The 24,482-nt window shown below is 43.6% G+C and carries 25 protein-coding genes and 1 pseudogene; 7 read left to right on the top strand and 19 right to left on the bottom strand.

The features are described from left to right. Nucleotides 1–115 precede the first annotated feature (115 nt). The 3 genes and pseudogenes from CIK04_RS20100 to CIK04_RS20090 all read right to left on the bottom strand — a co-directional run bounded on the left by CIK04_RS20100 (nt 116) and on the right by CIK04_RS20090 (nt 2,190). A pseudogene (locus CIK04_RS20100) lies at nt 116–720 on the bottom strand (chromosome partitioning protein ParA). A 129-nt stretch (nt 721–849) separates the two neighbouring features. Further along, nucleotides 850–1,455: a chromosome partitioning protein ParA gene (locus CIK04_RS20095; RefSeq protein ID WP_128824641.1), complete on the bottom strand. Its 606-nt coding sequence runs from the start codon at nt 1,453–1,455 to the stop codon at nt 850–852. Between the two features lie 129 nt (nt 1,456–1,584). Then, nucleotides 1,585–2,190: a chromosome partitioning protein ParA gene (locus CIK04_RS20090; protein ID WP_097352715.1), complete on the bottom strand. Its 606-nt coding sequence runs from the start codon at nt 2,188–2,190 to the stop codon at nt 1,585–1,587. Between the two features lie 419 nt (nt 2,191–2,609). On the opposite strand from CIK04_RS20090, the gene CIK04_RS20085 reads away from it, so the two are divergent. Further along, the gene (locus CIK04_RS20085) at nt 2,610–3,830 is read left to right on the top strand and encodes an ammonium transporter (protein WP_017422053.1); all 1,221 of its coding nucleotides are present in this window, start codon (nt 2,610–2,612) and stop codon (nt 3,828–3,830) included. Between the two features lie 174 nt (nt 3,831–4,004). After that, nucleotides 4,005–4,742 (top strand): Sir2 family NAD+-dependent deacetylase, encoded by a 738-nt coding sequence (gene cobB / locus CIK04_RS20080; protein ID WP_011150284.1) that lies wholly within the window; start codon nt 4,005–4,007, stop codon nt 4,740–4,742. A 62-nt stretch (nt 4,743–4,804) separates the two neighbouring features. Here the strand turns inward: cobB and CIK04_RS20075 are convergent, their stop codons facing one another. From CIK04_RS20075 to potA, 5 genes are all read right to left on the bottom strand, one after another. Next, a complete protein-coding gene (locus CIK04_RS20075; protein ID WP_026130748.1) occupies nt 4,805–5,842 on the bottom strand; it encodes an extracellular solute-binding protein in 1,038 nt (345 codons plus the stop codon). 161 nt (nt 5,843–6,003) lie between these two features. Beyond that, nucleotides 6,004–7,035: an extracellular solute-binding protein gene (locus CIK04_RS20070; RefSeq protein ID WP_011080449.1), complete on the bottom strand. Its 1,032-nt coding sequence runs from the start codon at nt 7,033–7,035 to the stop codon at nt 6,004–6,006. A gap of 103 nt (nt 7,036–7,138) precedes the next feature. Beyond that, complete coding sequence (gene potC / locus CIK04_RS20065) at nt 7,139–7,909, bottom strand: spermidine/putrescine ABC transporter permease PotC (RefSeq protein ID WP_097352714.1); 771 nt, start codon at nt 7,907–7,909, stop codon at nt 7,139–7,141. Then, entirely contained in the window at nt 7,909–8,766 is an 858-nt protein-coding gene (gene potB / locus CIK04_RS20060) for a spermidine/putrescine ABC transporter permease PotB (protein ID WP_011080451.1), read from the bottom strand. Before potB ends, potC begins: the two co-directional genes overlap by 1 nt. After that, the gene (potA, locus tag CIK04_RS20055; protein WP_038940834.1) at nt 8,750–9,892 is read right to left on the bottom strand and encodes a spermidine/putrescine ABC transporter ATP-binding protein PotA; all 1,143 of its coding nucleotides are present in this window, start codon (nt 9,890–9,892) and stop codon (nt 8,750–8,752) included. The genes potB and potA overlap by 17 nt, the downstream gene beginning before the upstream one ends. Before the next feature lie 362 nt (nt 9,893–10,254). Here potA and CIK04_RS20050 point away from each other — a divergent pair, with 362 nt between their 5' ends. From CIK04_RS20050 to CIK04_RS20040, 3 genes are read left to right on the top strand one after another with little or no spacing between them, the layout of a single operon-like run. Further along, nucleotides 10,255–11,052, top strand: coding sequence for a membrane protein (locus CIK04_RS20050; protein ID WP_011150279.1), 798 nt, complete (start codon nt 10,255–10,257; stop codon nt 11,050–11,052). After that, on the top strand, nt 11,045–11,833 hold the full coding sequence (locus CIK04_RS20045; protein WP_039542503.1) for a glucosaminidase domain-containing protein: 789 nt from the start codon (nt 11,045–11,047) through the stop codon (nt 11,831–11,833). The genes CIK04_RS20050 and CIK04_RS20045 overlap by 8 nt, the downstream gene beginning before the upstream one ends. 18 nt (nt 11,834–11,851) lie before the next feature. Then, entirely contained in the window at nt 11,852–12,514 is a 663-nt protein-coding gene (locus CIK04_RS20040; protein ID WP_097352713.1) for a DUF2987 domain-containing protein, read from the top strand. 69 nt (nt 12,515–12,583) lie between these two features. On the opposite strand, the gene ttcA is transcribed toward CIK04_RS20040, so the two are convergent. The 11 genes from ttcA to ccoN form a co-directional block, all read right to left on the bottom strand. Further along, entirely contained in the window at nt 12,584–13,516 is a 933-nt protein-coding gene (gene ttcA / locus CIK04_RS20035) for a tRNA 2-thiocytidine(32) synthetase TtcA (RefSeq protein ID WP_038940830.1), read from the bottom strand. Nucleotides 13,517–13,631: 115 nt separating this feature from the next. Further along, on the bottom strand, nt 13,632–14,579 hold the full coding sequence (uspE, locus tag CIK04_RS20030) for a universal stress protein UspE (protein WP_011080457.1): 948 nt from the start codon (nt 14,577–14,579) through the stop codon (nt 13,632–13,634). Nucleotides 14,580–14,710: 131 nt separating this feature from the next. Continuing rightward, nucleotides 14,711–15,457 (bottom strand): FNR family transcription factor, encoded by a 747-nt coding sequence (locus CIK04_RS20025; RefSeq protein ID WP_011080458.1) that lies wholly within the window; start codon nt 15,455–15,457, stop codon nt 14,711–14,713. Between the two features lie 86 nt (nt 15,458–15,543). Then, entirely contained in the window at nt 15,544–16,221 is a 678-nt protein-coding gene (locus tag CIK04_RS20020) for a sulfite exporter TauE/SafE family protein (protein WP_045590174.1), read from the bottom strand. Then, nucleotides 16,221–16,391 (bottom strand): cbb3-type cytochrome oxidase assembly protein CcoS, encoded by a 171-nt coding sequence (ccoS, locus tag CIK04_RS20015; protein WP_011080460.1) that lies wholly within the window; start codon nt 16,389–16,391, stop codon nt 16,221–16,223. Before ccoS ends, CIK04_RS20020 begins: the two co-directional genes overlap by 1 nt. Before the next feature lie 3 nt (nt 16,392–16,394). Further along, a complete protein-coding gene (locus CIK04_RS20010; protein WP_097352712.1) occupies nt 16,395–18,764 on the bottom strand; it encodes a heavy metal translocating P-type ATPase metal-binding domain-containing protein in 2,370 nt (789 codons plus the stop codon). A gap of 4 nt (nt 18,765–18,768) precedes the next feature. Then, nucleotides 18,769–19,245 carry a FixH family protein gene (locus CIK04_RS20005; RefSeq protein WP_038940829.1) on the bottom strand — a complete coding sequence of 159 codons (477 nt, stop codon included), beginning with the start codon at nt 19,243–19,245 and terminating at the stop codon, nt 18,769–18,771. Between the two features lie 86 nt (nt 19,246–19,331). Then, complete coding sequence (gene ccoP / locus CIK04_RS20000) at nt 19,332–20,309, bottom strand: cytochrome-c oxidase, cbb3-type subunit III (protein WP_017422059.1); 978 nt, start codon at nt 20,307–20,309, stop codon at nt 19,332–19,334. Then, a complete protein-coding gene (locus CIK04_RS19995; protein ID WP_011080464.1) occupies nt 20,309–20,482 on the bottom strand; it encodes a CcoQ/FixQ family Cbb3-type cytochrome c oxidase assembly chaperone in 174 nt (57 codons plus the stop codon). Before CIK04_RS19995 ends, ccoP begins: the two co-directional genes overlap by 1 nt. Nucleotides 20,483–20,493: 11 nt before the next feature. Continuing rightward, nucleotides 20,494–21,114, bottom strand: a complete 621-nt coding sequence (ccoO, locus tag CIK04_RS19990) for a cytochrome-c oxidase, cbb3-type subunit II (protein WP_011080465.1) — start codon at nt 21,112–21,114, stop codon at nt 20,494–20,496. Nucleotides 21,115–21,126: 12 nt separating this feature from the next. Then, on the bottom strand, nt 21,127–22,560 hold the full coding sequence (gene ccoN / locus CIK04_RS19985; RefSeq protein ID WP_011080466.1) for a cytochrome-c oxidase, cbb3-type subunit I: 1,434 nt from the start codon (nt 22,558–22,560) through the stop codon (nt 21,127–21,129). A 250-nt stretch (nt 22,561–22,810) separates the two neighbouring features. Between ccoN and CIK04_RS19980 the strand changes: the two genes are divergently transcribed. Beyond that, complete coding sequence (locus tag CIK04_RS19980; protein ID WP_017422061.1) at nt 22,811–23,167, top strand: hypothetical protein; 357 nt, start codon at nt 22,811–22,813, stop codon at nt 23,165–23,167. A gap of 115 nt (nt 23,168–23,282) precedes the next feature. After that, the gene (locus tag CIK04_RS19975) at nt 23,283–24,482 is read left to right on the top strand and encodes an FIST signal transduction protein (protein WP_176463389.1); all 1,200 of its coding nucleotides are present in this window, start codon (nt 23,283–23,285) and stop codon (nt 24,480–24,482) included.

Genomic DNA, 24,482 nt, shown 5'->3' with positions numbered 1-24,482 from the left:
CGTAGTAGCCACACCATTAAAAAACCAACAGTATAGCCAGCCACTTGGCAGTTATTTGCGAGTACCGAGGCGGGTGGCAGAGAAGAAAACGCAGAATATTGAAATTAATAAARRCTTATTCACAGTGTTCTTCCTCTGCCTCAAGTAATGTTCCACCAGAGCCATTGAGCAGTCGATTGTATGACAGATAGGCTAAAGTTCGAGCTTTTGTGTTGTAAGTTAGCGCAGTAATTGTTCTAGATGTATTCGTTATATCTCTAACCGGGATTCCTACATAGCTCTACACGACTAACTACTTATATTTTTTTTGGCAATTCTAAGCGCTCGGTCAGTAGCTTCGTCACTTGGAACGCTAAAGTCATAGTATAAGTTTTCTTGTGTAAATCTCGCATCCTGCTTTAGAGCATTACGAACAGGCTCTGTTACTTCTAACGCATCAATAAACGCTTCGACGTCATCTCGAATGCCATCTTGGTTAGTATCTGGTCCTGTCAACGAATCAGAGCGATCTAACAAAGGCTCATAGCGCTCATAAATCACCATTATCTGGTCGTTAATGGTTTTCTGGCTCTTTAGTGTTGCAATCAGCTCATCTGTTTTTTCAATTTGAATGGATGGCGTTGCCGTAGCTGGGGAAGGTGATGTAGAGCGGCTATCGCCGGATGAGTTACAACCAGCAATGCTGGCTACAACTAGCATTGTAATTAAAGTACGTGTCATTGTTATGCCTCAAGTAAACTAAGAAGCATGTAGTGTAAGTAGATGATTTTAATAATGATAATTATGATTTTCTATAAGGGAATTAGAATTCGTTATTAACTAATTGAAGGTACAGTTGGTGTTAACTTATCACTCGCAATACCTTTCCTCTGCCTCAAGTAATGTTCCCCCAGAGCCATTGAGTAATCGATTATAGGCAAGAAAAGCAAGTGTGCGTTCCTTAGTATTGTAGGTTAAGGCAGTGATCGTCCTAGACGTTTGAGTAATATCCCTTACTTGAACTCCAACAAATTCATAACACGCGATAACTTTAAAATCTTCTTTTGCTATTTCAAGCGCTCGGTCAGTAGCTTCGTCACTTGGAACGCTAAAGTCATAGTATAAGTTTTCTTGTGTAAATCTCGCATCCTGCTTTAGAGCATTRCGAACAGGCTCTGTTACTTCTAACGCATCAATAAACGCTTCGAYRTCATCTCGAATGCCATCTTGGTTAGTATCTGGTCCTGTCAACGAATCAGAGCGATCTAACAARGGCTCATAGCGCTCATAAATCACCATTAKCTGGTCGTTAATGGTTTTCTGGCTCTTTAGTGTTGCAATCAGCTCATCTGTTTTTTCAATTTGAATGGATGGCGTTGCCGAAGCTGGGGAAGGGGATGTAGAACGGCTATCGCCGGATGAGTTGCAACCAGCAATGCTGGCTACAACTAGCATTGTCATTAGAGTGCGTGTCATTGTTATGCCTCAAGTAAACTAAGAAGCATGCAGTGTAAGTGGATGATTTTAATAATGATAATTATGATTTTCTATAAGGGGATTAGAATTCGTTATTAACTAATTGAAGGTACAGTTGGTGTTAACTTATCACTCGCAATACCTTTCCTCTGGAGAAAGTAATTTAGAGCCAGTGCCGTTCAACAATCTGTTATATGCTAAGTAAGCTAAAGTTCTTGCCTTTGTGTTATACGTTAACGCTCTAACTGTTCGAGAAATTTGCGTACTATCCTCAACGGGAATTTTTAAATAGTCATAGCAAGCAAGAACCTTGTTATACTTCTCGGATATCTTATAAGAAAGCCTTTCATTTTCATCAGTGGCACTTTCAAAGTCGTGGCTGATAGCTTCTTGGCTATACCGAGCTTTTTGCTTAAGTACATTACGAACAGGCTCTGTTACTTCTAACGCATCAATAAACGCTTCGATATCATCTCGAATACCATCTTGGTTAGTATCTGGTCCTGTCAACGAATCAGAGCGATCTAACAAAGGCTCATAGCGCTCATAAATCACCATTAGCTGGTCGTCAATGGTTTTCTGGTTCTTTAGTGTTGCAATAAGCTCATCAGTTTTATCAATTTGAATGGATGGCGTTGCCGTAGCTGGGGAAGGTGATGTAGAGCGGCTATCGCCGGATGAGTTACAACCAGCAATGCTGGCTACAACTAGCATTGTCATTAGAGTGCGTGTCATTGTTATGCCTCAAGTAAACTAAGAAGCATGCAGTGTAAGTGGATGATTTTAATAATGATAATTATGATTTTCTATACCGTTATTAGTAGGTGTTATCGTGTTTGTATCAAAGCCAAATGATGGCATTTAACGTGAACCGATTGTTGTTGCACGCGCAAGGTGCGCTTTCTTTTGGTGCAACTGAACTAATAAAGTGCACATTTACCTCAATTCAAATTCCATTCCGAGCCCTAAATCGCTTAACCAGTGAAATAAATTACGTATATTCAATTGGATAGAAATTATTTATTAAATTGATAATTGTTGGAATGCTCCTTGCTCTATCTCACATTCGACGTATTTTCTCACCAACGTGGTGATATAAAACTTTACTGATGCACAGGATAAGTGCACTACAAAAATAACGGAGAGATCGAATAATGAGCGATACTGCCAGTCAGGTTCACGGAGCTGTTCAAACCCTGACACAAAGTTCAGACACCTTATTTTTATTGCTTGGCGCTATCATGGTGTTCCTTATGCACGCCGGATTCGCTTTCTTAGAAGTCGGAACGGTGAGACATAAAAACCAAGTCAATGCCCTGGTTAAAATCTTAGCGGATTTTGGCATTTCAACTTTGGCGTACTTCTTTATCGGCTATTGGGTTGCCTATGGGGCTCATTTTTTTGCCGATGCAGAAACATTAGCGCAAGGTAACGGCTATGAGTTGGTGAAGTTCTTTTTCTTACTGACCTTTGCCGCAGCCATTCCTGCCATTGTTTCCGGCGGCATTGCCGAGCGCGCGCGTTTTTATCCCGTTTTGATCGCGACATTCTTCACTGTAGGGCTTATCTATCCACTGTTTGAAGGCATTATTTGGAACGGAAATTTCGGTGTTCAAGCTTGGTTTGAAACCACTTTTGGTGTTGGGTTCCATGATTTCGCTGGATCCGTGGTTGTGCATGGTGTCGGTGGATGGATTGCACTGGTTGCGGTGATTTTCTTAGGCATGCGCCGAGGACGCGTTCGAGCTGGCAAACACACCAACTTCGCCCCTTCAAATATTCCTTTTCTCGCCTTAGGAGCGTGGATCCTTTGTGTCGGTTGGTTTGGATTTAACGTGATGTCTGCACAAACACTGAATGGCATCAGTGGTTTGGTTGCAATGAACTCGCTGATGGCGATGGCTGGCGGGATTGTCGCCGCGCTCATTGCTGGCAAAAATGACCCAGGCTTTATTCACAACGGACCTCTCGCAGGTTTGGTCGCAGTCTGTGCAGGTTCGGATCTCATGCATCCTCTTGGTGCTCTGGTGACGGGTTCGGTCGCCGGTGTTGTGTTTGTTTACTTGTTTACCTACTTGCAAAACAAAACCAAAATTGATGATGTGTTGGGTGTTTGGCCACTTCATGGTGTCTGTGGCGCTTGGGGCGGGATTGCTGCGGGCATCTTTGGTCAATCCTCACTCGGTGGGCTAGGGGGCGTCAGTTTCACCGTTCAGCTCTTGGGGACGCTTTTGGGCATTTTGGTTGCTCTGATTGGCGCTGGCATTGTCTATGGTGCGATTAACCGCCTCAGCGGTTTGCGACTCTCTCAAGAAGATGAGTTTAATGGCGCAGACTTAGCGATTCATAAGATCTCTTCCGTTAACGCTGAGTAGAATCAAACTTCTTATAAGGGCGGCGGCATTGCGTCGCTCTTTTCTCTCCATTTTTGCCTTATCTCTCAAAACCGTATCTTACTCCGAATATTTAAGACTATGGTCTAATCCTCATAACTACTGTTGTTTTTCGTTCAGTGGTAAGCTGTGAAAAAAGAACTACAAGGATAGGTTATGAACTTCCCATATCGAAATATCGTCGTATTGACCGGAGCTGGCATTTCCGCAGAGTCAGGTATTCAAACCTTTCGAGCACAAGATGGACTGTGGGAAAACCATCGTATTGAAGATGTCGCAACACCGGAAGGTTTCGCCAGAGATCCCGATTTAGTCCAAGATTTCTATAATCAACGTCGTAAAAAACTGCAAGACCCCAATATAGAACCCAATGCCGCACACCTTGCACTTGGCCGACTCGAAGCGGAGCTCGACGGTCAGGTAACGATCGTGACCCAGAACATCGATAATTTGCACGAACGTGGTGGTAACAAGAATATTATTCATATGCATGGTGAGTTGCTCAAATCTCGCTGCAGTGTCTCAAACCAAGTGATTGAGGAAACGGGGGATATTCTGACAGGGGATCTTTGTCATTGTTGCCAGATGCCATCGCAGATGCGTCCTCATGTTGTTTGGTTTGGTGAAATGCCTCTGAGAATGGGGGAGATATACTCAGCGTTAGAAACCGCCGACTTGTTTATCTCAATTGGCACGTCCGGGGTGGTTTATCCGGCCGCCGGGTTTGTCCATGATGCCAAAATGCACGGCGCACACACGATTGAAATTAACCTTGAACCCAGCGCGATCGAAAGTGAGTTTGTGGAAAAGCGCTACGGTAAGGCGAGTGTTGAAGTGCCTAAGTTGGTCGAGGAGCTGCTTGCGCATTTGGAGAGCAACGTTGAAAACGCATAATGATCGTTGAAAGAAGGATCAAAAAAGCGGCCACAGCCGCTTTTTCTTTTTAACCAAAAAAATTAGTTATTTACTTTGAGTTTTTGGAAGTACTCATCGTAAAGCACACTGGCTTCACCGACTTCGTCTTGCCACACGCCGTTGTCCATCACAGATTGTGGAGGGAAGATGTTTTTGTCTTCCGCAAACTCTTTAGGAAGCAGTTTGTAAGCGGTTTTCACTGGGGTTGGATAACCAATTTCCATCGCAATTTTCGCCGCATTTTCTGGGCGTAGAAGGAAGTCGATCATCTTGTGTGCGGCTTCAGTATTTTTCGCACCCGCTGGAATGGCTAAGCTATCCATCCAGAAAATTGCGCCTTTCTCAGGCCAGATGATGTCAATTTTTGCACCTTCTTGACGGGCCATGTACGCGGAGCCATTCCAAAGCATACCCAGTGAAACCTCACCCGCTAGATAGGGATTAGCAGGGAAATCTGAGTTGAACACCAACACATTCGGGATCAGTTTTTTCAGCTCTTCATACGCCGCTTTGATCTCGTCAGGATTGGTTGTGTTTGGCGAGTAACCAAGCTTTGAAAGCGCGATGTGGAACACTTCACGTGCATCATCCATCAACATCAATTGACCAGCCCACTGAGTATCCCAAAGATCTCCCCAGTTTTTTACTGAGCTCTTGTCCAGCATGTCAACGTTGATACCAATGCCTGTCGCACCCCAAATGTATGGAATAGAGTAGTCATTACCTGGGTCAAATGGCTTGTCTAGATAGTTCGCGTCCAGTTCAGCAAAGTGAGACAGCTTGGTTTTATCCACTTTTTGTAGCATTCCTTCTTTACGCATCTTAGAAACAAAATAAGTAGAAGGAACGACCAGATCATAGCCACTGCCTTGAGTCTTTAACTTTGCGTACATGCTCTCGTTAGACTCGTAGGTTGAATAGATGACTTTGATACCCGTTTCTTTAGTGAAATCTTCTAACACTTCACTTGGGATATACTCAGACCAGTTGTAGAAATACAGTTCTTGATCTGCTGCAAATGAAGAAGTTGAAAATAAAGTAGCAGCACACAATGCGCCGGTATACAGTGCTTTTTTCATTACTGTTCCGCTCATATCAGCGTGCCCTAAAGGGCAGGTGGTTATATAAAAACTGACGATGAGGTATCGCCAGAAAAAACAGCCTCGGATTATATCAGCTAAGTAAAAAAATAGGCAGCTTTCCGCTGCCTATATGATGAGTAATGAAGCAATTGTGCTGATTATTGACCAGCTTTAAGCTTCATAAAGTAGTCTTCGTACTTCACAGTTTTGTCACCAACCGCGTCTTGCCACTCTACGCGATCAAGATCTTCTTGCGACGGGAACAGTGGCGCCACATCTTTGAACTTCGCGTTTGACTCAGCAACAGCGGTCAAGTAACCCGTGTCGTTAGAGATTTGCTCTGCAATTTCTGGACGAAGTAGGAAATCGATCATCTTGTGCGCCGCATCCACGTTTTTCGCACCCGAACTAATTGCAAAGTTATCTACCCAACCAATGCCGCCTTCTTTAGGGAAAACAAGCGTTAGAGGTAAACCTTCTTTTTGCGCTGCCGCCGCACTGCCGTTCCAAAGCATGCCAACGCCAACTTCGCCAGACATGTATGGTGCGCCTGGGTTGTCAGAGTTGAATACCAACACGTTTGGCATTAGCTTTTGCAGTTCTGCGTAGGCTTCATCGATTTGTTTTTCGTCAGTGGTGTTACCCGAGTAACCCAATTTGCGTAGTGCGATATGGAACACTTCACGAGTGTCGTCCATCAACATGACTTGGCCTTTAAGCTCAGGTTTCCATAGGTCTGCCCAGCTTTGGAAGTCATTTGGGTCGTACATATCGGTATTCACAGCAAGACCAGTGATCGCAACAACGTGTGGGATAGAGTAGTCGTTGTTTGGATCGTAAGGTTTATCTAGATAGTTCTTATCTAAGTTTTTGAAGTTTGTTAGCTTCGATTTATCAATCTTCTGCAACATACCTTCATCACGCATCTTAGATACGAAGTAGGTAGAAGGTACTACCAGATCATAGCCTTGGTTGTGCGTTTTCAACTTGGCGTACAAGGTTTCGTTTGACTCGTAAGTAGAGTAAATCACCTTGATACCTGTTTCTTTAGTAAATTGCTCTAGGATATTACTGTTGATGTAAGGACCCCAGTTCATAAATACCAATTCTTTATCTTCCGCTGCAACCGAACCAGAAAACAGTGAAAGCGCACATGCACTACCAGCTAATAAAGTAGCCCATTTTTTCATTTACGTTAGCTCCAAACCAAACGTTGCCCGAAGGCATTTCGATAAAAAAACAGAATGGTGAATCACCATTCTGCTTCGCGTTTAAACACAACCAGAAGGCGGTTTATTTAACTTTCTCTCTCGCAAGGATTTGCGAGGTAATCACCAATACGAGTGAAATAACCAGCATCACAGTAGCCAATGCGTTGACTTCTGGAGAGATACCCACTTTAACCATTGAGTAGATTTTCAGCGGTAGAATCTCGTAAGTTGGGCCCGTCACAAACGAACTGATGATAACGTCATCTAAAGATAGGGTAAAACTTAGCAACCAACCAGCTGCAACAGCCGGTTTCGCCAGTGGCAGAATAATTTGCTTTAGAATCACCCATTCGCTTGCACCAAGGTCTTTTGCTGCTTCGAGCATTTTCACATCAAAACCGTTTAAGCGGCTATAAACTGTGACCACAACAAATGGCAAACAGAAGGTGATGTGCGCAACCAAAAGAGTAAAGAAACCCAATTGTGCACCCAGCACAAGAAACAGCGCCAATAGCGAAATAGCCATCACAATATCCGGAGACATCATGACGACAAATAACATACCGTTTACTGCGCTTTTGCCTTTGAACTGGTAGCGGAATAGGGCAACCGCCGTCAAACTGCCAATAATCGTGGCCGCAGTTGCTGAAAAAATCGCAACGTTAAACGAGTGCCATGCAGCTTGCATCAAGCTGTCGTTATTCACTAGCGCGTGATACCACTTGGTAGTGAATCCGCCCCATTTCATACCGAACTTGTTTTCGTTAAACGAGTTGGCGATCAATACGATGATTGGTAAATACAAAAACGCATAAACCAACGTCATAAAGCTAAATCTAACTGTACGTCCCATTAGTCCAGCTCCACTTTCTTATTCAACAATTTACCTGCACGATAGTAGGCATAAAGCATAATCGCCATTGCGATGGTCAGCGCGATACTGGTCGCAGCCCCAAACGGCCAATCGCGTGCATTGAGCACCTGGCTCTTAATGACGTTACCAATCAGCAAGTTTTTCGCACCGCCAAGCAAGTCAGAAATGTAGAACATGCCTAGAGCAGGGAGGAGAACCAACAAACAACCGCCGATAATGCCAGGCATTGTCAATGGCAGAATGACCTTTGTTAGCGTCTGGAACTTGTTTGCACCTAAATCTTTTGCCGCTTCGATATACGTGTCGTCCAGCTTTTCAATGGCTGAGTACAACGGCAAAATCATGAACGGCAGCAAAATGTACACCAAACCAATCATCACCGCGGTTTCGGTAAACATAATGCGCATCGGGGTATCAATAAGACCAATGCTCAATAGCGCTTTATTGAGAATACCTTGTGTACCCAACACGATTTTTAGGCCATAGGTACGGATCAGTGAGTTGGTCCAGAAAGGCACAATCACCAAAAACAGCATAAATGGACGCCATTTGTGTGGCATCTTCGCCACAATGTAAGCAAATGGGTAGCCCACAACCAAACAGATAAGGGTTGCAACAATCGCCATGTAGAAGGAGTGCAGCAACACTTTCACGTACAAAGGATCGAGCAAACGCGCGTAGTTATCCAATGTAAACGTCATTTCAATGAGGTTGGCTTCATCACGCGTTAGAAAACTGGTGCCAATGATCATCAGGTTTGGAATAAGAACAAAAAGAACCAACCAACCGACAATCAGCGTGATAATGGCGTTTTGAAGACTAAATTTCTTGCTCATCGCTTAGCACCACTTCCCAGCTTTCAACCCAAGTAATGGCGACTTTTTGGCCCAAAGAGTGGTCCACATCAGGATCATCTTCGTTAAAGAACTCGCTCACCATTACACGCATGCCAGATTCCGTTTCAATAACAGAATCAAGAGTCATCCCTTTGTAAGTACGCTCGGTAACGTGACCGACAATACCTTTCTCTTCGGATTCTTTGATCTCTTCAATACGTAAGTCTTCTGGACGAAGTAGCACTTGCAGTTTCTGACCTGCCGTTACCGGCTCATCAAAATAAACCACAGAGTCAACACCTTCAATTTCTGCACGAATACGTTTTTCGTCAAGGCGTTCTTTTGCTGTTGCTTCAAACACGTTGATTTCGCCAATGAAGCGCGCAACAAATAAGTTTTTTGGATCTTCGTAGATTTCACGAGGTGAGCCATCTTGCTCGATCACACCTGAGCGCATAACAATAATGCGGTCTGACATCGATAGGGCTTCTTCCTGATCGTGCGTCACGAAAATAAAGGTGATGCCAAGCTGACGCTGTAGCTGCTTGAGTTCGATCTGCATTTGCTTACGTAATTTGTAATCAAGCGCTGATAGGGATTCATCAAGTAATAGTACTTTTGGTTTGTTAACCACTGCACGCGCAATTGCAATACGCTGCTGCTGGCCACCAGAAAGCTGATGAGGTTTACGCTGAGCCATGCTCTCTAAACGAACCATTTTAAGCGCGTCCATTACGCGAGGTTCGATTTCAGAAGTAGGGACCTTCTGCATACGTAAACCAAACGCAACATTATCAAACACAGTCATGTGTGGGAACAATGCGTAACTTTGGAATACCGTGTTGACATGCCTTTGTTCTGCAGGAACGTTAGTGACATCCTGATTGTCGATCGTAATTTGGCCATTATCTGCAGTTTCAAAACCTGCGATCATGCGTAAAACGGTTGTTTTACCACAGCCAGAAGGACCTAGAATCGTTAAAAATTCACCGTGATTAACGTCCAGGTTTAAATTACCGATGATTTCCTTACCATCGAAACTCTTACTGATACCAGATAAACGGATTACTGGTTGTCCTGCATTTTGTTTAGCGTTCAACGTCTGTATTTCTCCCACATGGGTCATGTAACTAGTATGACCTGTAGTAATTCACAATAAGGGGCGCATGATAATCACCAAAAGTGTGAATTCAAAGTATTTTCTCATCCCGAAACAGAAAAAGTTTTGTAGGTAAAAATGACGATTACTTACCATACTGTTATTAGGATTATTCGGCTTTCACAAGTAATTGAATGAAGACCAAAATATCCCGTTACAAACTAATCTGTCGCCTATAGATTTCAAGTGGTTAATTATCAATCAAAATGCAAATAAAGCAAGATATACATAGAGAAACAGAGTTTAGCTAACGAGAGATTTCAGTATAATGAACGTCCTTCTATTAATGCAGATTTTACAGAGGATAAGTAAGTCAGCTTAGGATAACTATGAAAAACGAATTCGAAAAAGAGATTAACATTGGCGGTACTATTGAAAGTGCGCTCTCTGGTCAATATGAGCTGAGTGCTGGAGCTGTTTTTAGTGAAGCTTGGAAGAAAACGATGTCGCATTTCTTCAGCTTTTCTCCAGCTATCGTGCTGTTACTCGCGCTACAGTTGCTGATTTTCTATATCGCACTTCAACTGCAACTTGGTGAGCCGAGTGTCATCCTTGATGCCATCGTCAATCCCGATTTACTGACTGAACAAATTGTTTCGGCTATTTATGTCGCAAACTTCAGCTACGAAGTGATTAGCGCCCCGATTTTTGCAGGTGTCAGCTTGATGGCGATGAGCCATGCTGCAGGCTTACAGACGAAAACTCGCCACATCAGCAAAGGGCTTCAATACACGATTCCCGTTATTCTTGCCACTTTGTTCAGCTTGATGCTTCAAGGCTTACTGGGCATGATTTTTCCTTTGCTTTCACTTTATCTTTCAATGGCGTTTAGTCACTCGATTCTGCTTATCTGCGAAAAGAATGTTCCACCAATGCAATCTCTGCTGCTTTCTTTACGTGCGATCAACCGAAAAATTCTAGTGGTATCAGGTTTGTACCTGCTGGTGATGGTGATGTTTGCGGTAGCAACGGTCTTTTATGGCATCGGGTTGATTTTTGTTTTGCCATTTTTCTTCCATCTCAAAGGTATTCTCTATCGTGAGATGTTTGGTATCCGTTTGAAAATAGTGGCGACCTCCGGTTCTGACGACAATAACGATAACAATTCACAGGTATTTAATGCTTAACCCATCACAATCTACATTTTTAAAAGTGACCGCTGTTGCGGCTTTTGTTGCTTTCTCTGCTGTCGGTCCTTATGTGTTCTATCGAGACCATCAACTTAAAGAGCCAGTGCAAGCTATGGAATCTTTACCTGACTTCGCTGCGATTCAAAATGTCGCCGAGAAAAAAAGGGCCTTTTTCGACTATCTAAGACCTATGGTGGCGCTGGAAAACCAACGTGTGCTTGAAGAGCGTTCTTTTCTAGAATCGTTGGATATGGCCAACTTATCGAAAAAGCAGAGCGCTCGACTCGACAAGTTAGCCTCTCGTTACGATGTCACACTATCAATAGAAGAAGCAAGTGAGGACTCAATCAACGAATTGTTGGTAAGGGCGAACGTACTTCCTGAAGCGCTCGTCATGATTCAAGCGGCCAACGAATCGGCTTGGGGAACTTCGCGCTTTGCTCGTCAAGCAAACAATCTCTTTGGCCAGTGGTGCTACACCCCAGGATGTGGTGTGGTTCCACTTGAACGTGATCAAGGAGCTTTCCACGAAGTGGCGAAGTTTTCTTCGGTTCAAGATTCGGTTCATGGCTATTTTATGAACGTTAATCGTAATCGTGCATACAAAGAACTGCGTGAGATTCGCGCCACTCTTGACATGCAAGGTCGCGATCTACAAAGCGTCTCCGTGGCAACAGAACTGACGAATGGCCTGCTTTCATATTCAGAGAGAGGGCAGGATTATGTTGATGATCTGCAAGCGATGATCCGCCACAATGCAGAATTTTGGACAAACTAAAACAACAAGAGAAATAGAATGAGAAAGATTGGCCTCACCTTGCTCTGTACCGCCTTATCCTCTTTCGTGGTGACACCTGTATCTGCGCAAGAGTACATGTTTACCTACTCAAAGCTCTTCTCTCAATTAAAAAACAATACTAAAGAGGGGCATGAGGACGTTAAGGTCGGCATTTTTTTCGTTAATCCTCAAACCAAACAGCTTTGTGACATTGAAAAAGCGTGGATGGAAAAAGAGGAGCATTACGAAGAATTTATGATTCCCGCATCAAAGGAGTTACCGCTGCCAATAGATAACAACCTCAAGTCAGCAAATCCACTGGTTTTCGTTCAGACACCGCAAGATATGCGTTGTGACTACTCGCTCGTTGTGATGACCAAACAGCCATTACAAGGAAAAGTGACGTATGCGCAGTTAGAATCTCTCATGCCACAGATGAAAACCATGTTGGATGATTTAGGCGGCATGTTTTCTAGTTGGTTTACGCCTGATGTAGAAGGGGTAACAATGGAGTTCGCCGAACAATTGAACGACATGATTACTTTCTCCAATGGACAGAAAAAGGCGATCGTCAACGGCAAGGTGCAAGTGGCGCTCAGTGAGATAGGCGAAGCCGGCTATATGCTGTTACCACAGCCCACTATGCGCGTTTTACCTTACTTACCTGCGGCAAAGAAGTAATGAGTTAAACACTCAACTGATAAAACAAAGGCTACCCACATGGTAGCCTTTATTGTGTTTGCAAGCTGATTAAATATTGGTCACATCTAGCTTTAAGCTTGGATCAAACTCTTGCACCATATCGTCATCCTCAACGGTTGCAACAGGCATTTCTTCTTTGTCGAAACCAATATCACCACCGTTAATCACGCCTGAATCTTTGTTGATCGATTTAAAATCAAACAACTCAAAATCCGCTAAATGGCTTGGCACCACATTCTGCATTGCACGGAACATTGTCTCAATACGACCTGGGAAACGCTTATCCCAATCATTCAGCATCTGTTTGATATTTTGACGCTGCAGGTTTGGTTGCGAGCCACATAGGTTACATGGAATGATAGGGTAGCCAACCATGTCTGAATATTTGATGATGTCTTTCTCACGGCAGTATGCCAGTGGACGAATCACAACGTGTTCACCGTTATCTGAAACCAACTTAGGTGGCATCCCTTTCATTTTTCCGCCGTAGAACATGTTTAGAAATAAGGTTTCCAAAATGTCGTCGCGATGATGGCCTAGCGCAATTTTTGTTGCACCGAGCTCTTTTGCTGTGCGGTACAAAATACCGCGACGTAGGCGAGAGCAAAGAGAACAGGTCGTTTTACCTTCAGGGATCTTATCTTGAACAATCGAGTAAGTATCTTCTTCTACGATCTTATATTCCACACCTAAGCTTTCTAGGTATTCAGGCAGTACATGCGCTGGAAAGCCAGGTTGCTTTTGGTCAAGGTTAACAGCTACAAGAGAAAAGGAGATTGGGGCACTTTTTTGTAAGCTCATCAAAATGTCCAACATGGTAAAGCTGTCTTTACCACCAGACAAACACACCATAATACGGTCACCATCTTCGATCATGTTGAAGTCAGCAATCGCTTGGCCTGTATTACGACGAATACGCTTTTGTAACTTGTTGAAGTTATATTGTTGAGCTTTAGTGCGCTCTTGAATTTGCTCTGTCATCGGCTGTTAGTCTTAAAACACGTCAAAATAAATGAAGTGCGTATGATACGGATAAATTTCCAAGATGCCAGTGCCGGACAAAAAAATCCCGGGCTTAATTGCCCGGGAGTTTGAGTTATGAAGCCGTCGTTGGATCTAATGGACTCACGTAGCCTTTTGGTTTCAGCGCTAATACGTCACAGTTAATTTTATCAATCACATGCTCGGCGGTGTTGCCGATAAACACTGCTGAAAGGCCAGTACGCCCCGTGGTTCCAAGAATCACCATTGCTGCATTCAGCTTTTCGGCGGCAGAAGGAATGACATCCTCTGGTAAGCCTTGTTCTACAATAGTGTGTTCTTCATCAATACCATGCTGCTGTCTCAGCGCTTTCATGGCTGTAAGATGATGCCCACGAACGGCATCTGTATAGGTCGTCGGATCAAACTCGGGCAGCTCTATCGTGATATTGGCTGGCGTCACTGGGTACGCATTGACAAGATACGCTTCTGCATCTAACCGATTCGTGATCTCTTTTAGCCGTTCAACCATACTATTGTTCAACTCAAGGTGAGTTTCGTTTTCAGAACCGACGTGGACTGAAGCAAGGATATTGGCATGCTCTGGCCAATCCGCATTTTTGATCAGCAACACAGGGATAGGGCACTTGCGTAATAGATGCCAATCCGTAGGTGTAAAGATAACCGACTCAAGAACGTCGTGTTTACGAGTTCCTTTAATCAAAATGTCGTGGCCACTGGCAAAGACCTCTGCAATGATTGCTTCATACGGACGATTATGCCAAATCACTTTAATTTCGAATTCTACGGAGTCATCGAGATAGGGTTCTGCAATTTTCTTCAACCACTGCTCACGTTGGTAAATCACACCCCGTCTCATCGCGTCACGTTCATCAATGGATAACATTGATGTCATGTCGTACGAGAAATCATAAATCGATAGAAAGAAGGTTATGTGACTTTTTGAAACGCTCTTCCTAGCAAGTTGAACTGCTCTTGCTAACGCAGGTTGCTCATCTTTATTGATGTCTGCAACAACGAGGATTTTACTGTAAATACTCATATCTCAGCCCACTTATGTTGTAGAACCATATGAATACTTTAGCGTAGAAAAGAGAGAAATATTAGGACATTAGGAAGATAATGAAGAAAAATATGACGTAGCTCAGGGTTGAGCTACGTCGCAGTAGAGATTTACTCTTTTGATACGCCAGCAAGTTCCATTAGCGCATCATGATCAAGAATCGTAATGTACTTACCTTTTACACTAAGAATCTCTGACTTCTGGAAACGGCCTAGAAGGCGGCTGATCGTTTCGACAGTAAGACCTAGGTAATTACCAATATCACCACGAGTCATGGTCAAACGAAACTCACGCGGACTAAAGCCACGTTGCGAGAAACGGGTAGATAGATTGTACAAAAATGCGGCTAAACGCTCTTCTGCATTCTTCTTCGAAAGTAACAAAATCATTTCTTGGTCACCTTTGATTTCATTACTCATCAGGCGCATGATTTGTTGACGAAGCTTAGGCATTTTTCCTGAAAGGTCGTCAAGAATTTCGTAAGGAATCTCACAAACCATTGAAGTTTCTAGTGCCTGAGCAAAACTAGGGTGGCTATCACCTGTAATTGCATCAAAACCAACTAAATCTCCGGCTAAGTGGAAAGCCGTAATCTGCTCATCACCCTGCTCGGTAATTGTGTAGCTTTTAATCGTACCAGAACGAATTGCGTAAAGAGATTTTAGATCATCACCGGCTTTGAATAACTCTTGGCCTTTTTGGATCGGCTTTTTACGTTCGATAATTTGATCGAGTTGATCCAATTCAGCTTCGTTTAATGTAAACGGAATACACAGTTGGCTGATACTACAATCTTGACAATGAATCGCACAACCACCTGATTGGATGCGCTTTGTCGCAGGTTTTTCAGAAATCATAACAACCTTTCACTATTTGATATACGTCAATATTTTAGCACTGGTTAATACTAAAGGATAGTAAAAAAAAGTGCGTCATCTTCAGGTTAGTTGATCAAGTGTAACAATTTTACTGCGTCGTAAGCGGTGTAAAGACCATAGATAATGAGCATTAACGCAGTGATATGTCGAAATGTTAACGATGTCTGAAGCTGTGCAATAAATCGCGCACCGACGCCAACAAGTAACATAGCGGGCAGAGTTCCAAACCCAAAAGCCAGCATGATAAGCGCACCATTGTAATAACTACCAGATACCGCTGCCCACGTCAGTGCAGAATAGACTAAACCACATGGTAACCATCCCCAAACAAAGCCATAAGGGAATGCTTGTAAGGGATGCTGAATAGGAAGGAGGCGAGCGGTTATTGGTTTGATCCATCGCCAGATAGATTGCCCAGCCTTTTCGACGAACAAGAGTGCATTCCATATCTTGGAGATATACAGAGCAACAAGAATCATGAAAAATGCAGCCATCAGCCTTAGCCAAGCCAACGACTGATTTAAGCCACTGAGCTCAGCTAATGATGAGACAGCTCCACCAATCAATGCACCAAACAATGCATAGCTAGTGAGGCGTCCAAGATTATAAAGAAGGGTGTTGCGAATAGGAGAAGCTTGTTGCTGTCCTAGATTAAGTAAAGAAGCGATACCGCCGCACATTCCAATGCAATGACCGGCCCCGGCAAGGCCGATCATAAAGGCTCCAATAATATCTGGTGCCATCAAGATTTCTCTTTTTCCGTCGGCTTGACATGCTCTTCGTCGAACAAAATGTTACTGCCTTGCCTTTCGAGATCTTCAAACTGCTCGCTTTTTACCGCCCAAAGAAATATCGCTACAGCAACACAAACCAACACGATTGCAATTGGGATAAGAAGATACAAACTTTCCATTGTTTACTTTCCACGCTCTTTGAGCAGTCTTAAGGAATTGGAGACCACTATTATAGAGCTAGCAGACATTCCTACAACCGCAATATAAGGTGCAACCAAACCAGCGACTGCCAAAGGTAGAATCAATAGGTTATAACCCAATGACCAAGCGAGATTTTCCTTTATGATTCGTCGAGTTCTTAACGCCAACTCACGAGCCTCTAGGAGCTTATCTAAACGATCCCCAAGCAGCGTCATATCAGCAGATGCCTTAGCGACATCTGTACCACTGCCCATTGCTACAGATAAATGCGCGCCAGCTAGTGTTGGAGCATCATTGATGCCATCCCCAACCATCATTGTTATATCGTTCTCTTCCAATCCTTTGAGATACGCCAGTTTATCCTCCGGTTTCGCTGACGCGATAACGTGCTCAATTCCAACGGCCTTTGCGACGCCCTCAGCATTGGCGGCCGAATCACCCGTTAACAAAGTGGTTTTGATACCTGCTTGGGCAAACTTTTCAATGAGCTCATGGCTCTCTTTCCGAATTGGATCATGGTAATAGAATGTTGCCACATGCTTACCATCAATGGACATATAGACCGCATTTTTTTCTAATGCGACTCTACCTAGAACGAACGCCGCGCTGCCAATGTTTATCGCCTTATTTTCCCAAGTTCCAGAAATGCCTGAGCCAATGATGTTGACCACATCGCTAACCTGGAAATCTGTATCAAAATAAGGTTTGAAAGCCCGGGCAATAGGGTGATTGGCATGGCTTTCTAAGCTAGCTGCTAACGCAAGACACGTTCCTTTATTGAACTCATCGAAGGTTTTTGTATCTTCGACTTCAATGTCGCCTTTGGTCAGCGTGCCTGTTTTATCGATCACTAAGTGGTTAACTTTACACAAGGTTTCAAATACATGTCCTTTTCGCAACAGGATACCAAAATTGCCCATTCGAGATGTGGCACACGTTAGTGCCGTTGGTGTTGCAAGAGAAAGCGCGCATGGGCAAGTCGCCACAAGAACAGAGAGCATAATCCAGAATGCGTCTTCAGGTTTTGTTTGGTGCCAATAGAACCAAGTGGCTGCGGAAATAAGCAAAATAGCACCGACAAAATAACGCGCCACTACGTCTGCCACTTCGGCAATTTTGGGCTTAGAGTGCTGCGCTTCATCTTGAAGCCGAACGATATTGGAAATTACCGAATCCGCTTTCGAACTCGTAACCTGCAAAACAAACGACTCATCGCCATTGAGGGTCCCAGCAAAAACAGCGTCACCAGCGCGCTTGACGACATGCACCGATTCTCCGGTTAGCATTGATTCGTCAATATGGATTCGTCCTTCAACAACAAAACCATCGGCGGGTATATGCTCACCTGGTAAAACTCGGACTTGATCACCAATTTTTAAGCTCTTAACCGGAACTTGCTTACCATCCAACGTTGTGGCGATGGCAGGGATCAGTTTAAGCAAATTGCCACTTGCCGCCGCCGCTTTTCGACGAGCTCGCATTTCTAAAAAGCGCCCAACTAACAAGAAAAAAGTGAACATTGAGATGGACTCAAAAAACACTTCCCCTTGTTCTGTGACGGTTGCCACTAAGCTCGCACAATATGCAAAAATCAAGGCAATGGAGACAGGCACATCCATCCCCAAGGTTCTTCCTTTAATACTGCGCCAAGCATTTAGATAAAATGGTAGGGCAGAGTAAAGCAACACTGGTGTTGCAAAAATCAAACTCACCCAACGAAAGTAATTCTTAAACTCTGGTTCAAGATCGCCAAAGACTTCCAAATACAATGCAACGGCCAGCATCATCACTTGCATTGTCGCCAGTCCCGCTATGCCGAGTCGATAAAGATACTGCTTCATCGTCGCATGATATGAGGCCTCTTGTTTGTCCGCTTCAAAAGGGGCGGCTTTGTAACCTAGAGAATGAATGCCAGAAAGAAGCTCGCTCAGTTTTGTTTTGGACTTATCCCAAGAGAGAAGAGCTCGATTCGTGGTGGTATTTACCTTTATTGACACCACACCCGTTTGACCATTCACTTGTCTCTCAATTAGCCACGCGCATGCTGCACAAGAAACGCCTTCTAAAGAAAGCATCACTTCACAATAATTGTCGTTGCTGCGCACAAACTCGGCTTGAACTTCCTCGTTGTCGTAATGAATGAGGGCCTTGAGTTGCTCAGGCACCAACTCCACTTTTTCTGCTGGTGCGGTTCGATATTGGTAATAAGAAACGAGGCCGTTATCCACGATTGTTTGCGCCACGGTCTCACAACCTGGGCAACACATTTCGCGACTTTCACCTAAGATTTCAACTTTAAAATCCGTGTTGACCGGTACATCTTCACCACAGTGATAACAGGATTGTGTCATAGTCTTAGTTCATCAAAACAGTTGCCGAAGAAGGGAAAGTAACGCGGCCTTGAACTAACCACTTTTGGTCATGTGGTTGAAGCTCAATAAACCAAGGCCCTTCCATTTTATGATCCAGCGATAAGCGATAGACACCTTTGGCATCCGCCGTAAGCAATTGCGTGAAATCTCGGTCGGGTAGAGTGCGATGTGTAAATGTCGCGGTTAACGCAGGAAAATGAGGAAGATCACCTTTACTGAACTCGATAATAATGACATTGTCATCTGAAGAAACGGTGGCATTCAAACCCAGTTCTTTCGCGATATTCAGTTTACTAATGTCGATATTGATCCCTTTCCCTTTTTTATAGTAATCCTCAGCGACAAGAGAGACTGAGTTTTGTGAAAAAATCACCACTGTCACGATCGTCCACACTACCACTGTCAGTGGCAAAATGATCAGAAACCACGGCCAAAACTGTTTATACCAAGGCTTTACCATAAAAAAGTTCTCAACAACTAAATGAAAGATAAGGGCTTTAATTTAAAGGAAAGACAGCCCCTTAAAAAGGGGCTGTTATTGAAATGTTACTTATTATTTTCGCCGTTGCTTAGGCTCCAAACATAAGCTGAAACAAGCTGAACTTTGTCCTCGCCTAGAATGTCTTTCCAGGCTGGCATGACACCAGAACGTCCGTTCATAACGGTTTCAGTAATGTCTGCACGAGAATCACCAAACAACCAATCTTTGTCTGTTAGATCAGGAGCACCCACTGCTGGGTTACCTTTACCATCAGTACCATGACACGCTGCACAGACGACGAAACGAGCTTTACCCGCTTCGGCTTCTCGTGCATTCACTTTACGACCAGACAAACTCAAAACGTAGCTCACAACTTCTTCTACGCCTTGCTCACCAAGTGCATCTTTCCATGCTGGCATTTGGCCAATACGACCATGCATGATTGTCGTTACGATAGCTTGAGGTTCACCACCGTACAACCAAGCAGTGTCTGTAAGGTTAGGAAAACCTTTCTGACCGCGTGCATCGGAACCATGACACTGAGAACAGTTTTGTAAGAATAGGCGTTGACCTACCTTTAACGCCTCATCATCACCTGCAATAGCCGGAATCGGGCGTAAGCCGTTGTCATCAAACGCTAAGCGACGGAATGCTTCACCAAAGTATGCATCAGCATCATCCAACTCTTTTGCGTATTGGTTCAGTTGTTTATTTGATTGAGCGTTGGCGATGGCTTGCTTAGACTCTTCAACCGTTCGAACTGTCTGAGCAGAACTTTGCCAACCCAAAACACCTTTAAAGTTACCCAAACCTGGGAACAGGGTTAGGTAAACCGCTGCAAAAATAAATGTACCTACGAACAAGTAAGTCCACCATTTTGGCAGTGGGTTATTTAGCTCGCGAATACCGTCGTACTCGTGGCCCATATCTGCACCTTCTTCTACGCCCATTTTATCTTTAGCGCACCAGTAAAGAAGTACAGCACAGCCAACAAGCGTACCGACAGTAATCACGATAATCCAGAGACTCCAGAATGTAGTCATTACTTCGTCACTCCTTGTTTAGTTGGGCTAGATTTCTCTTCATCAGCAAAAACAAGGTTGGCGGCCTCATCAAAACTCGCTTTACGCTTTTTGCTGTATGCCCAAGCAACAATGCCAATAAAACTAACGAAAAGTACAACGGTATAAATACTGTGAATTGTACCGAAATCCATAATATGCCCCCTTATTTCATTGCATGACCAAGAGACTGAAGGTAAGCGATGATGGCATCCATCTCCGTTTTTCCTTCAACATCTTTGGATGCGTTTGCAATCTGCTCATCAGTGTATGGAACACCAAACTGATTACGGAACACTTCCAATTTCTTCTGGGTCAATTTGCCATCTAGTACGTTCTCAGCTAGCCATGGGAAACCAGGCATGTTTGATTCAGGTACTAGCTCACGAGGGTCTAACAAGTGAACACGATGCCACTCATCTGAGTAACGACCACCAACACGTGCCAAATCAGGACCAGTACGCTTAGAACCCCAAAGGAAAGGGTGTTCCCAAACGCTTTCACCAGCGACTGAGTAATGACCGTATCGTTCTGTTTCTGAACGGAAAGGACGAATCATTTGACTATGACAAACGTTACAGCCTTCACGGATATAAATATCGCGACCTTCCATCTCTAGAGCAGAATAAGCACGTAGATTTTCTACCGGCTCAGTTGTTTGTTTTTGGAAAATCAATGGTGTGATCTCAACAAGAGCACCCCAACTGATTGCAAAAACGATAAAGATAGCCAACAAACCGACATTACGTTCAATGATCTCGTGGCGATTATTAGAATTAGAACTCATTCTTCAATCTCCTTATGCCGGCTGTGCAACTGCTTTTAAGCTTTGCTTAGGTGCAGTCACTGTTTTGTACGTGTTGTATGCCATTAGGAACATACCCGATAGGAAGATAAAACCACCTAAGAAACGTACGAAGTAGAATGGGTAAGAAGCCTCAACAGATTCCACGAAGCTGTAAGTCAACGTACCGTCAGAGTTGACTGCACGCCACATCAGACCCTGCATAACACCAGAGATCCACATTGCAACGATGTACAGTACTGTACCGATAGTCGCCAACCAGAAGTGAACGTTGATTAGGCTTACTGAGTACATGCGCTCTTGGTTGAATAGGCGAGGGATCAAGTGGTAAACCGAACCGATTGACACCATCGCAACCCAACCTAACGCACCAGAGTGAACGTGACCAACCGTCCAGTCGGTGTAGTGTGACAATGCGTTCACTGTCTTAATTGACATCATAGGACCTTCGAAAGTCGACATGCCATAGAAAGAAAGTGAAACGATCAAGAAACGCAAAATAGGGTCGTAACGTAGCTTATGCCACGCACCAGACAGGGTCATAATACCGTTGATCATACCACCCCAAGATGGAGCGAATAGAACCAAGGACATAACCATACCTAGAGACTGAGTCCAGTCAGGTAGTGCTGTGTAATGTAAGTGGTGAGGACCTGCCCAGATATACAAAGAAACAAGAGCCCAGAAGTGGACAATTGACAAACGGTATGAGTAAACAGGACGTTCAGCTTGCTTTGGTACAAAGTAGTACATCATACCAAGAAAACCCGCTGTAAGAAGGAAACCTACCGCATTGTGACCGTACCACCACTGAACCATCGCATCTACTGCACCTGAGTAAATCGAGTAAGATTTACCAAGTGAAACAGGGATTGCCATGCTGTTCACAATGTGAAGCACTGCTACAGTAATGATAAAAGCGCCAAAGAACCAGTTCGCTACGTAAATGTGAGAAGTATTACGTTTCACTAAGGTTCCAAAGAAAACAACCGCGTATGAAACCCATACGACCGCGATTGCAATATCAATTGGCCATTCGAGTTCTGCATATTCTTTGCCTGAGGTTAAACCCAGTGGCAAAGTGATTGCAGCGGCAAGAATAATAGCCTGCCAACCCCAGAAGGTGAAGGCGACGAGAGGACCACCAAATAGACGAGTTTGACAGGTGCGCTGTACAACATAGTATGACGTTGCGAACAAGGCACTTGTACCAAACGCGAAAATGACCGCGTTAGTATGCAGGGGACGTAAACGACTGTACGTCAACCACGGCGTATCAAAGTTGAGCTGTGGCCATACTAATTGAGCGGCAATCAAAACACCAACAGCCATGCCAACAATACCCCATAAAATGGTCACAAGGGTAAATTGACGAACGACTGTATAGTTGTAGTTTTGTTCAAGCTGCTTTTCTTGGCTCATTTGCATGCTTCCAATTTCTAATTAACTACACTTTACTTCCAACACGACTTGCGTCGTAACACCACCCAAATCAACTCAAGAAATACTGCGTTATCATCACTTTATTCCTCTTGCCGACTTTAAGAAAAAGTGGCATTTTCAGTGGCACACTATACTTGAATTAACAATTCAATGACAGAGTAGTAACCTTACTGACGCTCTGGAAATCATCTTTTATTTAAAAACTTTGAAGTTTGTAACAAGGAAAACTGAAAAAATGCCGGCACAAAAGTTAACAAAGGCAAGGCTTGCACAAATATTAATCATGCTCACGATATTAGTGGTGGCGTTTATATGGAGGTCGTTGAGTTATCAACCGCTGGAAGAGATTGATTGTTCACAAAAAGAACGATGTGAGTTAACACTTGATAACAGTAAAATGATTATTTATCGCGCTAGCCAGCAAATTAAGATCCAAACAGATAAAAACGACAATTTAAAAATTGATTTAGATCAAAATAAAACATCAAATATACCGTTCAGCGATAATATCATTTTATTAGATGCAAGCACTGCTACATCAATAAAAATACGTAATAAAGACAATACGACCATTGCGGTTATTGTTCTATAAATCAGACTTGGCACGCGTTGTTATAGACAGGTTCCGTACTTCTCATGCAAATTAATAGAAGTGGAGTAGTAGATTGGTATAAAGTAAGGGGAGTTTTAGAAATCGTTACTACGTGATGCTTTGCCAATCTGTTATTAGTCATTTGACCAACGAAGAACACGCTGTCGCTGCAATCAAAGAGCAGATCGCTCATGATCATTTAGCGATGCTCATTTGCTACTATACCGAAGAGTATTCTAGCCAGAAACTTCAACATTCTTTCCGACAACATTTTCCATCGATTCCTGTACATGGCGCAAGTTCATGTCGTGCGATCATGACCGATAAGGGATTTCACCAAGGGCCTGTCGTTGGTGTTTTTGCTATCTATGACAGTGGTAGCAACGCTTATGGCACTGGAATATCAGACCTCAACGAAACCAGTGACAGCGTCCAAGAAATTGTATTTAGAACGTTGGATATGGCACTTCACAATGCAGACCGAGCAGGGGAAGTACCCAGTCTGATCTTACTTCATGCGACTCCAGGGAATGAGGAGTCAATCATCGAAGCTATTGACCAAAAGTTTGGCACTTTAGTACCTATTATCGGCGGAAGCGCAGCTGACAATCAGGTCAAAGGAAACTGGTCTATTTTCACAACGCAGGGAACAAGCATAAAAGGCATTAGCCTCACGGTATTTTTCTCTTCACAATCTATCTTCACTGCGTTTAGTGCAGGCCACACGCCAACAGAATTATCGGGGCTCGTTACGAAAGTCAGCGATAGAGTACTACTGGAAATTGATGGTAAACCCGCAAGTTCCGTGTACAAAGATTGGACCAAAATTCATCTTGATGAGTACAACCAAGAGCAATTGATCTTTGATATTGCGACGGCTTATCCGTTAGGGCGAGTTGCAGGGCAGCTCTATGATTATCCTTACTTTAAGCTGTCACACCCAGTCAGAGAAACGACTGAAAATGGTATTGAACTCTTTTCTACCGTCGATCTGGGAGAGCGCATCTACCTCATGCAGGGATGTAAAGATCAGCTTATCAGCCGAGCAGCACGAGTTATCAATGCGGCATTTTGGCAAAAACTAGAAGACTCTCGAAAAATAGGTGTTATTAACATTTTTTGTGCAGGCCCTATGATTCACTTAAAACACGATATCGACAGTGTTTTGAAACAACTTCTAGATGAATTAGATGATAAACCTTTTATTTGTCCGTTTACTTTCGGCGAGCAGGGGCGCTTCGTTGGCGGTGAAAATGGACATGGTAACTTAATGATTTCTTCAGCTATTTTCCATTCACCGGATGAAAGTAAATAA

The organism is Vibrio sp. 03_296 (assembly GCF_002265885.1).
Note: the sequence above shows the minus strand (reverse complement) of the source record. Positions and strands in the feature narration are given on the sequence as shown.

Coding starts and splice junctions, on each gene's coding strand:
- CIK04_RS20090 (WP_097352715.1), bottom strand. CDS start 2,190: ATGACACGCACTCTAATGACAATGCTAGTTGTAGCCAGCATTGCTGGT.
- CIK04_RS20085 (WP_017422053.1), top strand. CDS start 2,610: ATGAGCGATACTGCCAGTCAGGTTCACGGAGCTGTTCAAACCCTGACA.
- cobB (WP_011150284.1), top strand. CDS start 4,005: ATGAACTTCCCATATCGAAATATCGTCGTATTGACCGGAGCTGGCATT.
- CIK04_RS20075 (WP_026130748.1), bottom strand. CDS start 5,842: ATGAAAAAAGCACTGTATACCGGCGCATTGTGTGCTGCTACTTTATTT.
- CIK04_RS20070 (WP_011080449.1), bottom strand. CDS start 7,035: ATGAAAAAATGGGCTACTTTATTAGCTGGTAGTGCATGTGCGCTTTCA.
- potC (WP_097352714.1), bottom strand. CDS start 7,909: ATGGGACGTACAGTTAGATTTAGCTTTATGACGTTGGTTTATGCGTTT.
- potB (WP_011080451.1), bottom strand. CDS start 8,766: ATGAGCAAGAAATTTAGTCTTCAAAACGCCATTATCACGCTGATTGTC.
- potA (WP_038940834.1), bottom strand. CDS start 9,892: ATGACCCATGTGGGAGAAATACAGACGTTGAACGCTAAACAAAATGCA.
- CIK04_RS20050 (WP_011150279.1), top strand. CDS start 10,255: ATGAAAAACGAATTCGAAAAAGAGATTAACATTGGCGGTACTATTGAA.
- CIK04_RS20045 (WP_039542503.1), top strand. CDS start 11,045: ATGCTTAACCCATCACAATCTACATTTTTAAAAGTGACCGCTGTTGCG.
- CIK04_RS20040 (WP_097352713.1), top strand. CDS start 11,852: ATGAGAAAGATTGGCCTCACCTTGCTCTGTACCGCCTTATCCTCTTTC.
- ttcA (WP_038940830.1), bottom strand. CDS start 13,516: ATGACAGAGCAAATTCAAGAGCGCACTAAAGCTCAACAATATAACTTC.
- uspE (WP_011080457.1), bottom strand. CDS start 14,579: ATGAGTATTTACAGTAAAATCCTCGTTGTTGCAGACATCAATAAAGAT.
- CIK04_RS20025 (WP_011080458.1), bottom strand. CDS start 15,457: ATGATTTCTGAAAAACCTGCGACAAAGCGCATCCAATCAGGTGGTTGT.
- CIK04_RS20020 (WP_045590174.1), bottom strand. CDS start 16,221: ATGGCACCAGATATTATTGGAGCCTTTATGATCGGCCTTGCCGGGGCC.
- ccoS (WP_011080460.1), bottom strand. CDS start 16,391: ATGGAAAGTTTGTATCTTCTTATCCCAATTGCAATCGTGTTGGTTTGT.
- CIK04_RS20010 (WP_097352712.1), bottom strand. CDS start 18,764: ATGACACAATCCTGTTATCACTGTGGTGAAGATGTACCGGTCAACACG.
- CIK04_RS20005 (WP_038940829.1), bottom strand. CDS start 19,245: ATGGTAAAGCCTTGGTATAAACAGTTTTGGCCGTGGTTTCTGATCATT.
- ccoP (WP_017422059.1), bottom strand. CDS start 20,309: ATGACTACATTCTGGAGTCTCTGGATTATCGTGATTACTGTCGGTACG.
- CIK04_RS19995 (WP_011080464.1), bottom strand. CDS start 20,482: ATGGATTTCGGTACAATTCACAGTATTTATACCGTTGTACTTTTCGTT.
- ccoO (WP_011080465.1), bottom strand. CDS start 21,114: ATGAGTTCTAATTCTAATAATCGCCACGAGATCATTGAACGTAATGTC.
- ccoN (WP_011080466.1), bottom strand. CDS start 22,560: ATGCAAATGAGCCAAGAAAAGCAGCTTGAACAAAACTACAACTATACA.
- CIK04_RS19980 (WP_017422061.1), top strand. CDS start 22,811: ATGCCGGCACAAAAGTTAACAAAGGCAAGGCTTGCACAAATATTAATC.
- CIK04_RS19975 (WP_176463389.1), top strand. CDS start 23,283: ATGCTTTGCCAATCTGTTATTAGTCATTTGACCAACGAAGAACACGCT.